Genomic DNA, 15,655 nt, shown 5'->3' on the forward strand with positions numbered 1-15,655 from the left:
GTGGAAGTATGCGATCTAGGCGATATAAACGTGGTGATCGAGTAAAAATCAATATTCATAAATCGGTATCACCTGAAATGCTTGCGTGGCTGAATAAACAATCAAATCCAACTAATTTCTTCTTTTTTGCTGCACAGCAACTATTTAAACAAGTAGGAGATATTGACGTTTCAAAAGCTTTACCAAGCAGCCATGTTTTCTCATTATATGTGGAGCCTTCATCCTTATTAAAAGTCGAAGTAAACCCTTTTAAAAACATGACACTAGACACAAATACATCCACCGAAAATGCAAAAAAAAAATTATGGGAATCTGTTGATCAATTAGATTGTCCATTTTTTTAAACATAGAAAAGTATAAAAAGTCCCCATCACTATACATACGAATACAGTGATGGGTTTTTGTTTGTAACTAGAAGGAGGCACAATACAATTTGTGCCCCTTCCATTAGTTATTTATCTAAATTTTAGATGTATGTTTAGAAATAGCATTAATTATGCTTTCCCAGTCATCTGGATGGTTTTCATGGCCTGCTCCTTTAAGAGTTAATAGTACTGAGTTTGGAATTTCACCAATTAGTGCGAGGCCATGTTCAAATGGGAGTGCTGTATCGTCTGTTCCGTGAATAACTAATGTAGGTGCTTGTATGGATTGAAGTACACCTTCATATGCATCATCACCTTGAAGTAAAGCGTGATTAAACATACTTAATAAATTGTTTGCGCGTTCTATTTCTTGTTTTACTTGTTTATAAACTCTATTTTCATCAAATATTCGTTCTGATCCACATAATAGACGAGATCCTGAAACTAAATACTCTGCCACATCATTTTTATTTGCCCAATCTATACTTGTGCCATTTACATGATGTGTTAAAATTCTTTCATCCATTGGAGGTAAATCGCGAGTATTGTCATCAGATCCTATTACACTAGTCGCTAGTAAAGTTAGCGTCAAAATTCTTTCGGGATGTTTTACAGCGGCAATTTGAGCAATCATACCACCTAATGACATACCAAATAGGTGAGCTTTATCAATATGATAAGCATCTAGTACTCCAATTGCATCTTCAGCCATATCTGTTACTGTATAATTGGAAGTTCTAGGTTCATAGGCAACAGAGCGTCCAACATCACGGTTATCAAAGCGAATAACAAACTTCCCCGTACTAGCCAACAGCTCACAAAACTCTTCGTCCCAATAAACCATGGAACATGTAGCGCCCATAATTAATAAAATAGCAGGGTTCTTAGGGTTTCCAAAGCTTTCTGTACATATATCAATTCCATTTATTTTAAATATCTTTTCACTCATATAGTTAGCCCCATTTCTTTTGAATTTAATTAATAAAACAGTTTTGGATGATTCTAAGATGTGTGTAAGATTCGTATTGTAATTCATCCCGCTATTTGCCATTTGCCGGGCGGTAAGAGTCTCATCTCAAAATTCAGGGAAAGTAAAGAAGTTGGGAGGGGACCAACTTCCTGAAAAAGACCGATTGACGAGGGTTGATTAAAGTTTCACTTTATAATGCTTCTTACATAATTACCCCCAAAAATAATTATATGTTAATTCAAGACAAAAAATTTTGAGAAATAATTGTATGTTATTAAAATAAACAGCAAGGAGGAGAGGAGAGGAAATGAAAGCAATTGTTATTGATCAATATGGCAGTGTTGAAGAATTAAAAGAAAGACAAGTTTTAAAACCGATTGTTAAGAATAACGAAAAAGCTCAACAATAAATAATATCCCATACTATACAATTTCATTTTCGGGTATTATTTATTGTTGGCTAATGTGAGATTGCTTCTAACAAATACTTTTTCGTATTGTATCATGTAATTTCTCTAATCCAATTTCCATATCTTTCTCGTTTAACATTGAATAGCTAATTCTTAATTGGTTATCATTTGTTTCGTAATTTAATAGACAAGCTGTTCCTGGTAAAAAAGAGACATCTACTTCATTTGCTTTTTGTAATAAGGTAAAGGGATCTATCGAATCAGGCAGTGTCACCCATAAATTAAAACTTCCATTTGGTATTTCAAAGTTTAGTTCTTTTAATGGCGATAATATATTAATTGTTAAATCACGTCTCATTTGTAAAGCTGTACGTAATTTTTCTAAATGGTTTTTCATACGTTCCGCACGTAAAAACGGCAGAAGTGCCTTTTGTGTTAATAAGGGACTACCGATATCCATTGAACCTTTCACTGCATATAGCCATTCAAAAATAGGACCATCGGCAATAAGTGCTGCGATACGCAGTCCTGGTGCTAACGTTTTACTAAATCCTTTTATATATATTACGTGGCCATCTTTATCAAAACTTTTGATTGGAGGCGGGACTATAGCATCCTCAAAATATATTTCCCCGAAAGAATCATCTTCAATGATAAAAAATTGATATAACTCCGCTAGTTCAATAAGTTCCACTCTTCGTTCTTTACTCATTACTGTACCTGTCGGGTTTTGGAAGGTTGGATTCGTATACAATAAAACGGGATTTTTACTTTGACAAATATCATCAATTAAGTCGGCGCGAACTCCATGATTATCAAGAGAAACGGGAATGATTTGAACACTTTTATTGATGAAAACATCAAGCGCAGCACTGTAACACGGACTTTCTACTAATACAATATCTCCAGGTTTTAATAATGTTTGAGCAATTAAATCAATTCCTTGTTGTGCTCCGCTTGTAATTAATAATTGGGATGGGTCTGTCACTAATTTCTGGTGTTCATGTAAGTAATTTGCTATTTCAACTCGCAGTTCATAATCGCCTTGAACTGGCCCGTAAGTTGCTAACAACATTGGATTTTTATCCAGCAATTTATGCATTTCGTCTGCCAAAAATGGATTTGGTAATAGACGAGGATACAGAATTGCTTGTGAAAAATCATAATATTTACGGTGTTTATTCATTGCATATTGAGAACGCATAACATTAATCGTTTTCGTTTGTTGCCATTTATACGGAATTGGTTTGAAATCTTTCTTTACCCGTTTATATATGTAAGCACCTTTTCCTTGTTCGATGCGTATATACCCTTTGGTTTCTAATTGTTTATACGCTTTGCGAACTGTTAATACATTGATTTGTAAATCTGTGGCCATACAACGTAAAGAAGGAAGAGATTCACCATGTGAAAGCATACCACTTTGTATTCTGTCAACAATTTGCATATATATTTGCTTGTAATACGGTATGTTTGTTTCTTTACGCAATACAATTTTCATAGGTTCACCTATTTTTCTTTTTAACTTAATTAAAGCGAAAAATATATAGGGAATCAACTACAACTTGAAGTAACTGTTATATGTACCGATACACTGTTATACACCATACCCTCTATACTCATTTTAAGAGTAAAAAGGAGGAAGCAAAATGGTCATTTTTAATTACATTTTAGTATGTATTATTTTCGGGACAACATTTTTAACGATAAAAATTGGAATTGAAGCAGGGGCGCCACCGTTGTTTTCAGCAGGAATTCGCTTCTTTTTAGCAGGCATAATCCTTATGATTATTTTTAAATTCAAGCGAAAAGAAATTATGCCACATATATTTTCAAAACGCATTATGTATGCTGGATTTTGTTTAACATTCATGACATTCGCAAGTTTATATTGGTCAGAACAGTATATTTCTTCAGGATTAGCTGCTGTTCTTTCTGCTACGGGACCAATGATGATCTTGTTAATACAAGCAAAGAGGAATAGGGAGAAGCTACAAAAGGAACAACTCGTTGCTTTAGTTATTGCACTAATAGGTGTTATATTTGTTTCTTTACCAGGAATGCATCAACAAGTAAGTTTCATATGGAGTATTGCTTGTATTGTTTTAGTTATAGGGGAGTTATTTTACGGAATAGGCTCTATTCGTTCGAAAGAAATACTTTCAGATTTATCAAATGTATCACCATTTCTTATTAACGGTATTCAAATGTTTTATGGAGGGATTTTACTACTAATCGCATCTATTATTGTAGAACAACCCAATGTAACCGTATTAACTTCATGGAGTGTGCAATGGCCTATTTTATATCTCATATTTATCGGATCGATTGGTGGCCACGGATTATATTACTGGCTCTTATCAAAAACAAATCCAGTATTTCCATCGACGTGGTTATATGTATCACCATTGATTGCAATAATTGTGGGATATATCATTTTAGGAGAACCTTTAAATCCTACAATGGGAATGGGGGCTTGTCTTATATTGATTGGTGTATTTTTGGCCAATCGTTCAACACTACGGACTTATTTCAAAAAAGGGCGGTTATTAGAGAAGGAGATGTAGTTTAATAAAGCAACAGCCCTGTATATTAATTACAGAACTGATAAAATAAAAAACACAGTTGGAAAAATAACCAACTGTGTTTTTTATAATTAATTCACTTTTTTAATAAAGCCTTTATAATGACGTTTTACAAGCTGGCTTTCTAACGTCTTCATAGTTTCTAGTGCTACACCGACAATGATAAGTAAGCTTGTACCACCAATTTGAGCAGAAGGTGGTAACGTAGCAATTTTCGTAAATACGAGCGGTAATATAGAAATAGCACCTAAGAAAATTGCACCGATAAATGTTAAACGGTATAGAATTTTAGTTACATATTGTTCAGTTGCTTTACCAGGACGAATACCAGGAACATATCCATTTTGCTTTTTCAAATTCTCAGCCATTTGTTCAGGATTTACTTGAATAAATGCGTAGAAGTATGTGAAAGCAACAATAAGACCGACATAAAGTGTCATTCCAATTGGATGTGCGAAATCAAGATTTGCAACTAACCATTTTGATACGCTTGAATCAGGGAAGAGCTGCGCAATTGTACGCGGCGTCATTAAAAATGCAGAAGCAAAGATAACTGGTATAACACCAGCACTATTTACTTTAAGCGGTAAATGAGTGTTTTTTGCTCCTTGATATTGATTGTTTCCTGAAACAGCTTTTGCATATTGGATCGGTATTTTACGTACAGCTTGTTGAATGTAAATAACACCAACAACTATCGCTAAAATTACGAGTCCAATTAAAACAATTTTTATTATGTGCATAAATAGCTGATCGCCAGCATTTTGGAATTGTTGTAAATAAATTTGATTTGCAACATTTGGAATGGCGGCAACGAGACCTGCGAAGATAATCATCGAAATACCATTACCAACTCCGTTAGCGGTAATTTGTTCGCCTAACCAAAGTAAAAATGCAGTACCTGCAGTTAAAACTGTCGCAATAAATAAGTATGTAGTCCAGCTTTGATCTGTTATTAATTGTCCACCTGCTATATTATTAAAGCCATAAGACATTCCGATGGCCTGTATGAATGCGAGAATGATTGTAAAGTATCGAGTGAATTGAGCTGATTTCTTACGGCCCATTTCTCCTTGCTTTGCCCATTCCGAAAATTTAGGTATAACATCCATTTGTAGTAACTGTACTATGATGGAAGCTGTAATATATGGTGTAATACCTACAGCAAAGATTGAGAAGTGTTGCAATGCTCCTCCGCCAAATACGTTTAACATACCTAGAACGTTAGCTTGATCTTGTACTTTTAATACCTCTGCGTTAGTATGAGGAACTGGAATAAACGTGCCAATTCGAAAAACGATTAACATCGCTAGTGTAAAAAGGATTTTCCTTCTTATCTCAGCTACTCTCATGAAATTTGAAATCGTACGAAACATTATGTCGCCTCCTATATTTTTATCAGTAAAAAACTGATTATTATACCCTATGAAGTAACCACAAACCTCCTTCCGCACTAAATTCATTTGACAAATGGATTTTCATACACTTTGTAGTTTTCACGGATATAAAAATATAAGGTGTTATATAAGCGACCTATACACTTCACGTAATCATTCAATACCCATAATATATCGAATAAATTAACAAATGTACATACATACGCATTAAAAATGAATAAATAGGGTCATTTTTTACATTTATTTAATGATAAATTGATAGGACATTATACTGGTAAATGCGCTTCGTATATTCCTTTAATCAATTAAAATCCTCCACCTTTTTATTTTCTTACAATTAATATATCGATTTAAAAAGAATGTAAAATCAAATAAAAGTATGAAAGTACATACTACTTTAGTAGTAATAGTAATCAATTATATTTCAATTCAAATTCATCTCCCGCTGATTAAAGTTTCACTTTATATGATTAGAGAATTCTTTTTATTTAAGAAGGAATAAATGTTAAAGAAAGCTAATTAAACAGTGTACATATTTATAGGGGAGAAGATATAAATGAAAGTTGTTATAAAAAAATTACCACCATTAGAAGTAGCGTATATAAGACGAACTGGTAGCTACTTTGAACCGCAAGATCACTGGGGAAAGTTACTGAATTGGTCAATTGAAAATAAACTGTATCCACCAGAGCAATCATTTATCGGAATATCATTGGATAATCCTGAACTTGTTGCAAGTCATAAGTGCCGGCATGATGCATGTGTTACGATTCCTGAAAACTTCGATAAAGAAAAGCATCATGATGTGCAATTTAAAAGATTAGATGGAGGTACATATGGTCTATACCAGTTCTATGATGAACCTCATAAATTAAGTGAAGCGTATCAATACATGTATGCAGAGTGGCTACCAAATAGTGAGTATGATGCAGATTATGATAGAGATAATTTAGAGTTTTGCTTAAATAATGTTGCTGAAGATCTAGACGGAAAGTTAAAGGTTAATTTATTTGTGCCAATTAAAAAGATATAAAAAACAAATAATTTCATTTGTAGCTTTAAAATGAAATTGGAATAGTAGTGAAAGAAAAACTTTTTTTGAAGATAATATTTCTAGCGTAGGAATTTAAGTATGTAGGTTGCAATGAAGGAGAATCCACATGGATACATTTGTAAATGACAAGTTTTATGAAACGAGAGATCAATTAGTTGAGGAAATTAATTTGTTGAGTGATGCTCAATTTAATAGGAAACCAGATAAGGATAAATGGAGTATTGCACAAGTTTGTCATCATTTAGTTTTATTAGATGAGAGAGTTATAACAGTTATTTCATCAGGATTAAAAAAGTTAGATAGTACCCAAAATGAGCGTAAAGAAATTCACACTATTTTATTAGATAGAACGAAAAAGTTTATAGCTCCAGAAATGATTGAACCAAGTATAGAACCATTTGAAGTGGAGCAAATGCTCAATATGCTAAACGAATCGAGAAAAGAATTGATGCGTTTCCTGAGTACAATAGAAGATGAGTCTATATTAGCAAAAAAAGCAGTGATGCATCCAGCTCTTGGAGAATTATCCCTTGATCAGTGGATAGAACTGATTTATTTACATGAACAGCGTCATATTTCACAAATAAAAGAGATAAAATTGCTTTGTGAAATTGAAAAGTAAAAATCATTCCCTATTTATTGATGCGTATTATAAACAGGGAAAACGGTTGATTCATATTGATTCAGAAGAAAACAAAAATAGAATGAAATTAGTTGAAAGTAACCAATAAGCTTAAGAAAATATGAAACTATCCGATTTTCTGTATAAGTGTAACCCTGTCTTAAATGAAGAGCGGGGTTATTTTTTTGGAAGTATTTTCATTGAGAAGGAAATACTTCGACAATGAAATTCAAAAAATAATCATCATAACATATTTTATATGCGAATTTTAGTAAATTGAAATAATGATTTTATGATGATGAATGATATGTCCTTATTTTGAAAGTACTCTTCACACGCTTAAGGAAGGGGTATTCTGTCAGGAAACGATAAAATACAATTCTGTCAGGGGATGTATGCAATTTATTCTCTTTATTTTTGCAACAGAACCCCCTTCAAAATTATCTTTTGTAGTTGAAGTTTCCTGAATAATAAGTTACATTTTTAAAGTTCAAGCAACTTTATGAAAGTACAAAAAGGGGAGAAATATTATTATTATGCAAAAAATGAAATGGAAGAACTATGTATGTTACTTTGTAATTCTATTACTGCTTGGAACAGCAGTAATAGTCAAACCACCTATCTCTAAGGCTGAGGAATCTGAAGTTAATATTACATTGTTAGGTACTGCAGATATTCATGGTAGATTTATGCCTTGGGATTATGCGCTTGATGGAGCAAATATGAGTGGAAGTTTGACGCAGCTTTATACGGTTATAAAGAAGGTCCGTCAAGAAAATCCAAATACCATATTAGTAGATGCTGGGGATACAATTCAAGGAAACTCAGTAGAATTATTCAACGATAAACCACAATCGCCAATGATGGTAGCGATGAATACAATGGGATATGACGCCTGGGCATTTGGAAATCATGAATTCAATTTTGGATTAGATACATTGAAAAAAGTTAGTGAGCAATATAAGGGAAAAACGTTAGCGGGAAATATTTATAAGGAAAATGGAGAGCGCTTTCTTCCTGCATATACAATTGTAGAAAAAGGTGGAATTAAAGTTGGGATTATTGGTATGAATACACCAATGATTAGTGATTTTGAAAAAGGGACAGATCACTTAGATGGTTTAGTGGTGAAAAATCCGGTAGAAGAGACGAAAAAGGCAATTAAGGAATTAGAAGGTAAAGTAGATGTAATGGTAGGAGTTATGCATATGGGATTAGAAAATGAGAATGGTATCCCTGGTACTGGTGTTCAAGATATTGCAAATGCTTGTCCGGAATTAAGCGCCATTTTTGCAGCTCATATGCATAAACTTGTAAAAAAAGAAGTTGTAAATGGCGTAATTATTACGGAACCAGATAAATATGGAACACATATTTCACGTATTGACCTTACTTTTACAAAGCAAGATGGGAAATTGGTTTTAAAAGATAAAACCGCTACCGCTATACCTGTAAAAAATGCTGATGGAACAACGATATTATCTGATCCTACACTTGAAGAAACATTAACACCTTTTCACGAATATGCGAGAGGAGATGCAAATGTCGTAGTCGCTCAATTAAAGGGTAGAAATCTTGTTCCTGAAAATGAAATAAAGGGTATTCCAAGTGTTCAGATTCAAGAAACACCTTTATCAGATTTCTTTCATGAAGTCATGCTCTACTACAGTAAAGCAGATGTAGTAGCCCATCAAATTGATAATGATTATGCCCGTTTAGATACAGGTCCTATTAAGAAAAAGGATATTGCGTACAATTACCAATATGCCTTGGGAGAAATTACAGTATATAAGATTTCTGGAAAAGATTTAAAAGACTATATGGAATGGGCAGCAGGATATTTTAACTCATCTCGTGTCGGAGATGTAACCGTTAGTTTTGATAAAACCCGCCGTGCATCTAAATACAGTACGAACGATTTCTTTGGAGGAGTAAAATACGAAATTGACTTAACAAAACCATACGGAAGCAGAATTACAAATTTACGCTCTATTCGTACAAACAAACCAATCAAAATGAGCGATGTTATGACGCTGGGAATGAATGCATATAGAATGGAGGCTCTTCAGGCAAAAGGAGGAGCTTTAGAGGGGCGTAAGTTTGAACAAATTTGGTCATCTAAACAAGAGAATGCATTTGGAGAAACAGGTGGAACCATTCGTAACCTTGCTATTACATATTTAAAAGAGGTAAAGAATGGTGTATACACGCCAGAAGTTATGCGTAATTGGAAAATTACTGGTGTAGATTTACATTCTTCAGAGCATAAGGCTGTAGTTGATCTCGTGAATAAAGGGATTTTAGAAATTCCAAAAACAGAAGACGGAAAATACACAAATATAGCATCTATAAATACGAAAGACTCAATTTCAAAAGAAGAGATTGTAGCACTCTCACAAAAAGTAAATATTAGTCCAAATGAGTTTATTCATGCAAAGACAAAAGGTGAATTTTACAAAAAACTTAGTAGGATTACTAAAAAAATATAAATTAAAAGGTTTCTTATAGTAATTGTTATTTTAATAGCATGAAACCCACTCTTACAGTAGTAAAGAGTGGGTTTTTATGTTGTTATTTAGATTTAAGTATACTTTTATTAGAATGAATATAGATAATTAATAACTAACCAATTGGATGAGCGCCTATAAGGACTCTCTTTTATTCAAATTAATGTTCATATGTGTTCCATTCATTATTTATAATATTGACCACAATTTATGTAATTTTGCATAATGTTACATAAATTGTGTATTTTCTCTTTTTTCCGACAGAAATAGACAGTATACTTTGTACAAGCTTTCTATTTCAAAAATTATACGAGGTGAAATAATGAAAAACAAAAAGACATTAACTAAGGTAGCATTAACAACAGGATTGGCTTTAACAGCTGTGGCACCATATGGGGTAGGTCATGCAGAGGAAACAGATCAACTACAAGTTCAAATTCAGGAGGAATCGTTCCGTTCGGGTGAACTTACACAGCCGTCACAAAAGGCACCAGAAAATGTAGTAAAGGATGCACTTAAGGAGAAAACAGAACAAGCTCTGTCCCAAAAACAAGTCAATGGAGAAACTGGAGTAGATTATAAAGTCCTTCAAAAACGTGGTTCGTATGATGGAACTACACTTGTGCGTATGCAGCAAACATACGAAGGAAAAGAAGTATATGGCCATCAATTAACTGCGCACGTAGATAATAAGGGTGTTATTAAAAGTGTTTCAGGTGATAGCGCGCAAAATCTAAAACAAGAAGAATTGAAAAAACCTATTAATCTATCAAAAGATGAAGCAAAACAATTTATTTATACGAAGTACGGGAACGATATCAAGTTTATTTCTGAGCCAGAAGTTAAAGAGGTTATTTTTGTTGATGAAAATAATGGACAAGCTAAAAATGCATACCAAGTTACGTTTGAAGCTGCAACACCAAACTATATTTCTGGTACTTATTTAGTAAATGCACAAAATGGTGATATGTTAAAAAATATGGTACAAGAATCTAACTTAAAAGCCAGTGATAAACTAGTTGGCGCTTTAAAGAAAAGTAAACAAAGCAGTCTTACATCATTAACTGGAACAGGAAAAGATGATTTAGGTATTTCTCGTTCATTTGGTATCTCTAAACAAAGTAATGGCAAATATGCTCTTGCTGATTATACAAGAGGGCAAGGCATTGAAACATATGATGTGAATTACAGAGATATTACTAAAGAAGAAAGCTATTATCCTGGTACATTAGCGACTAGTACTTCGGCAACATTTAACGATCCAAAAGCAGTAAGTGCTCATTACTTAGCAACAAAAGTATTTGATTTTTATAAAGATAAATACAAGCGTAATAGCTTTGATAATAAAGGACAAAAAGTAGTTTCAGTTGTACACGCTTGGGATTCTGAAGAGACGAATGATCCGAAAAATTGGCAGAATGCATTAAGTGCTAATAATGGAAGTATGCTTGTATATGGCGATCCTATTGTTAAAGCATATGACGTAGCTGGACATGAATTTACACATGCTGTTACTTCTAGCGAATCTAATCTTGAATATTTCGGGGAATCTGGTGCGATTAATGAGGCGCTATCTGATATTATGGGAACATCTATTGAGAAATACGTAAATAATGGAAACTTTAACTGGACAATGGGAGAACAAACGGGATCTATTTTCCGTGATATGGAAAACCCAGCTTCTGTTCCATCTTCACTAGGAGTACCTTATCCAGATGATTACAGTGAATTTAACGATTTTAATGGATGGGATCAAGGCGGTGTTCATTTTAATTCAAGTATTATTAATAAAGTTGCGTATCTCATTGCAAAAGGCGGAACTCATAACGGAGTAACTGTTAAAGGAATTGGTGAAGATAAAATGTTTGATATTTTCTATTATGCAAATACAGATGAGTTAAACATGACTTCTAATTTCAAAGAATTGAGATCAGCATGTATTCGAGTGGCAACTAATAAATATGGTGCAAATACAGCTGAAGTTCAAGCAGTTCAAAAAGCATTTGATGCAGCAAAAATTAAATAATTTAGAAATATAGTTCTCATTCGTATATTAAAACATTATGAAAAACAGCTAATATCATTTTAAGGATATTAGCTGTTTTTTACGTAGCAATGTATTGTTGAAAATAAACTGACTAAGCAATAATGAGGCGCTTTACCTTTAAGAAGTAGCGACATATAAATAAGGTTTAAAGTGTATAAAAACAGAAAATTAATAATATATTGACCTCTTGATAGAAAGTCTATAAAATGAAAGCGATAACAAACGATTGCTTTAAAATGATTTCCCTGATCTTTTAGTATTTACAAATATATGAAGGTATAAACAAATCTATTTTTTTAACCATTAATGCAAACGCTTTCGTATTAAAAGGTCATTGAAATACATACGTGAAAATAGCCAATATGGAGGTGAAGTAAAAGAGATTTCTAGATTAATTTAAGCAGTGTTATGTAGTGTAAACATATTAAATCGAGAGTAATATTTGAAGAAAGGGTGTATGTGGTGCAAATTATAAAAAGATTAATTAACAAAACAGTTTTATTACTTACTTTAATCGTTATGTTATCATCTGTTTTCTCCTTTCAGAGTGTGAAGGCAATTTCAAATTCAAAAACAACTGAAATTATCATTCATTACAAAGAAAAGCTTGGAAATACAAAAGACTGGAATCTTTGGTTATGGGGAGAAAATGCGAATGGTACATCTTATGAATTTACTGGTGAAGATGAATTTGGAAAATACGCTAAGATAAAAATAGAAGGTGACTATAATCGTGTAGGATTTATAGTTCGAACAAATGAATGGGAAAAAGATGGTGGAGATCGTTGGATTGAAAATATAAAGGACGGTCGTGCTGAAGTATGGATTCTTTCGGGTGATGAAAAAGTATATAACTCTAAGCCTTCATCGGATCTCTCAATTCAAAAAGCAACTATTGATAGTTTCCATGAAATTACTGTAACGACTAATGTCCCGTTTAATATTAAGGAAAAGAAAATTGAAATTGAAGGCATTAAAATTAAGAATATTACTCCTTATGATATAAACAGTGGAGATGTTACTAATAAGGTTAAAATAATTACGGAACAGAAAATTGATTTAAAACAAACATACAAAGTTAAAATTGAAAACTTAGATGATACAAATACTGAAATCGGTAAAGTCATTCGTAGCGAGGAATTCGACAATTTATTTTATTATGGTGGTAATGATTTGGGAAATATATATACTCCGCAATATACAAAGTTCCGTGTATGGGCTCCTACTGCAAGTGAAGCGAAGTTGGTTACATATAAAAAATGGAGTGATAAAATAGGTACTGAAATAAACATGCAAAAAGGTGAAAAAGGAACTTGGACTGCAGAACTAAAGGGGAATCAAAAAGGGCTCTTTTATACGTATAAAGTCAAAATTGGTGATAAGTGGACTGAAGCAGTTGATCCATATGCACGTGCTGCTTCTGTAAATGGAGATAAAGGTGCAGTTGTTGATTTAGAAGAAACAAATCCGAAAAAATGGAAAGCAAACAAAAAGCCAAAATTTAAAAATCCGGAAGATGCTATTATTTATGAGTTACATGTACGCGATCTTTCCATTCAACCTGAAAGTGGTATTAAACAGAAAGGGAAGTATTTAGGTGTAACAGAAAAAGGAACAAAAGGGCCAGAAGGTGTAAAAACAGGAGTTGATCATATAAAGGATCTTGGTGTTACTCACGTTCAGTTTTTACCGATATTTGATTATGCTTCTGTAAATGAAGAGACTTTAAATGAACCGCAATATAACTGGGGATATGATCCTAAAAATTTCAACGTTCCAGAAGGCTCCTATTCTACAAATCCTTATGAGCCAATTGTTCGAATAACTGAATTAAAGCAAATGGTTCAAACACTACATGATAATAATCTTCGAGTAGTGATGGATGTCGTATATAACCATATGTATAACGCTGCTGAATCTAATTTTCATAAGTTAGTTCCAGGTTATTATTATCGTTACAATGAAGATGGAACATTTGCAAATGGAACTGGAGTAGGAAATGATACTGCTTCAGAAAGAAAAATGATGAGGAAATTTATGATAGATTCCGTCACATATTGGGCAAAAGAATACAATTTAGATGGATTCCGTTTTGATTTAATGGGTATTCATGATTATGAAACGATGAATGAAATACGTAAAGCTGTTAATCAAATTAACCCTTCTATTATACTACACGGAGAAGGATGGGATTTAAATACACCTCTTGCAGCTGAGCTGAAAGCAAATCAAAAAAATGCAGAGAAAATGAAAGGGATTGCTCATTTTAACGATAATATACGTGATGGGTTGAAAGGTAGTGTATTTGAGGAAAAGGAAAATGGTTTTATAAATGGAAAGGAAAACATGGAAGATCGTATTAAAAAAGGTATTACGGCAGGTATTGACTACGATACAAATTCGTCTACCTATCAAGATCCGGAACAGGTATTAACTTATGTGGAAGCACATGACAATCATACATTATGGGATAAACTTGAGTTAACTAATTCAGATGATAGCGATGAAGTGCGAAAACAAATGCACAAATTGTCTTCTTCAATTTTATTAACATCACAAGGAGTTCCATTTTTACATGCAGGGCAAGAGTTTATGCGGACGAAATACGGTGATCATAATAGTTACAAATCTCCAGATTCAATTAACCAGATGGATTGGCTGCGCCGTGCAACGTTTAATAATGAAGTAGATTATATGAAGGGTTTAATAGAATTACGCAAAAAGTACTCAGCTTTTCGAATGACATCTGCAGAGCAAATAAAAACACACGTATCATTTATTGATGCTCCGAAAAATACTGTAGCTTATACAATAGAGGGGAATAAAAATGAATACTTTACAGTGGCTCACAATGCAAATAGAGAAGCTGTTGAAATAACACTTCCATCGAAAGGGCCTTGGAAAGTACTAGTAGACAGCAAGCAGGCGGGAAGTAAACCACTTTATGTTGTCCATGACAATAAAATTAAAGTTCCTGCATTAAGTTCATTTGTCTTAAAAACAGAGAAACCGATTAAATAAAAGCGAAGAATGTGGAAATAAATACTGCATTGAGCAAATTTAACAAGGATTGCAAATAAAAAAAGCGAAGTGAAGATTATTCTCACTTCGTTTTTAAAGTTAATGTAATATAATTTCACATACTGTAATTATATTACAATTTAATAAAAGAAATAAGCAATAGATTATTTCTTTTGTGACAGTAGGAGGAGAAGATATCTTTGAGTTTATTTATAAAATTACCTGAAATACATTCGTAATTCATATAATGTTTATTATATATTCGAACATATAACGAACTAGATGTTCGAGTTGTATTAATTCCTACAAATCGTTTAAAAATAACAAAGGCGTAAAAAGTATATGGAATTAAAATAGAGAAAAGACACCATTCAAGGTGTCTTTTCTCTATTTTGAATATGAAATGTAAGTAACTCGATTGTATGTAATAGTATGTGATATTTTCACACTAACTGATTAAGAAAAATTTAAAACTCTTTTCTTAATCTATTTGTAATAAATTACATCATAAAATTTTATCGATATAATAAATAAAACTTTCTCAACATTATTTGATTTAATAACTATATTCAACCGCTCTCCAATCCATTACAATAATTTCACATTGGAAATACATGAATATTCTCAATGTTATAAATGGTTTATACCTTATAGGATTACTATGGGAAAGGATGTGAA

10 protein-coding genes are annotated in these 15,655 nt (G+C 32.7%); 7 read left to right on the forward strand and 3 right to left on the reverse strand.

The window, feature by feature from the left end; translation table 11 throughout:
- Nucleotides 1–8 precede the first annotated feature (8 nt).
- Nucleotides 9–344, forward strand: a complete 336-nt coding sequence (locus CGQ22_RS12735) for a hypothetical protein (protein WP_001257760.1) — start codon at nt 9–11, stop codon at nt 342–344.
- Between the two features lie 115 nt (nt 345–459).
- Here the strand turns inward: CGQ22_RS12735 and mleBCA are convergent, their stop codons facing one another.
- Both mleBCA and pdxR read right to left on the reverse strand, forming a co-directional pair.
- Nucleotides 460–1,314 (reverse strand): BCA family alpha/beta fold macrolide esterase, encoded by an 855-nt coding sequence (gene mleBCA, locus CGQ22_RS12740; RefSeq protein ID WP_089148771.1) that lies wholly within the window; start codon nt 1,312–1,314, stop codon nt 460–462.
- 497 nt (nt 1,315–1,811) lie between these two features.
- Nucleotides 1,812–3,245, reverse strand: a complete 1,434-nt coding sequence (gene pdxR, locus CGQ22_RS12745; RefSeq protein WP_089148772.1) for a MocR-like pyridoxine biosynthesis transcription factor PdxR — start codon at nt 3,243–3,245, stop codon at nt 1,812–1,814.
- A 148-nt stretch (nt 3,246–3,393) separates the two neighbouring features.
- On the opposite strand from pdxR, the gene CGQ22_RS12750 reads away from it, so the two are divergent.
- The gene (locus tag CGQ22_RS12750; RefSeq protein ID WP_000234327.1) at nt 3,394–4,311 is read left to right on the forward strand and encodes a DMT family transporter; all 918 of its coding nucleotides are present in this window, start codon (nt 3,394–3,396) and stop codon (nt 4,309–4,311) included.
- An 89-nt stretch (nt 4,312–4,400) separates the two neighbouring features.
- On the opposite strand, the gene secY is transcribed toward CGQ22_RS12750, so the two are convergent.
- Nucleotides 4,401–5,705: a preprotein translocase subunit SecY gene (gene secY / locus CGQ22_RS12755; RefSeq protein ID WP_000490135.1), complete on the reverse strand. Its 1,305-nt coding sequence runs from the start codon at nt 5,703–5,705 to the stop codon at nt 4,401–4,403.
- Between the two features lie 577 nt (nt 5,706–6,282).
- Here secY and CGQ22_RS12760 point away from each other — a divergent pair.
- The 5 genes from CGQ22_RS12760 to pulA all read left to right on the forward strand — a co-directional run bounded on the left by CGQ22_RS12760 (nt 6,283) and on the right by pulA (nt 14,977).
- Nucleotides 6,283–6,759: an AraC family transcriptional regulator gene (locus CGQ22_RS12760; RefSeq protein WP_000869610.1), complete on the forward strand. Its 477-nt coding sequence runs from the start codon at nt 6,283–6,285 to the stop codon at nt 6,757–6,759.
- A 127-nt stretch (nt 6,760–6,886) separates the two neighbouring features.
- Complete coding sequence (locus tag CGQ22_RS12765) at nt 6,887–7,402, forward strand: DinB family protein (protein ID WP_000379370.1); 516 nt, start codon at nt 6,887–6,889, stop codon at nt 7,400–7,402.
- A 536-nt stretch (nt 7,403–7,938) separates the two neighbouring features.
- Complete coding sequence (locus CGQ22_RS12770; RefSeq protein ID WP_001171080.1) at nt 7,939–9,891, forward strand: bifunctional metallophosphatase/5'-nucleotidase; 1,953 nt, start codon at nt 7,939–7,941, stop codon at nt 9,889–9,891.
- A gap of 340 nt (nt 9,892–10,231) precedes the next feature.
- Nucleotides 10,232–11,935, forward strand: coding sequence for a M4 family metallopeptidase (locus CGQ22_RS12775; protein ID WP_000791456.1), 1,704 nt, complete (start codon nt 10,232–10,234; stop codon nt 11,933–11,935).
- Between the two features lie 483 nt (nt 11,936–12,418).
- Complete coding sequence (gene pulA, locus CGQ22_RS12780) at nt 12,419–14,977, forward strand: type I pullulanase (RefSeq protein ID WP_089148773.1); 2,559 nt, start codon at nt 12,419–12,421, stop codon at nt 14,975–14,977.
- Nucleotides 14,978–15,655 lie beyond the last annotated feature (678 nt).

This window comes from Bacillus sp. M13(2017), assembly GCF_002218325.1.
In the GTDB taxonomy this organism is placed as follows: Bacteria; Bacillota; Bacilli; order Bacillales; family Bacillaceae_G; genus Bacillus_A; species Bacillus_A thuringiensis_K.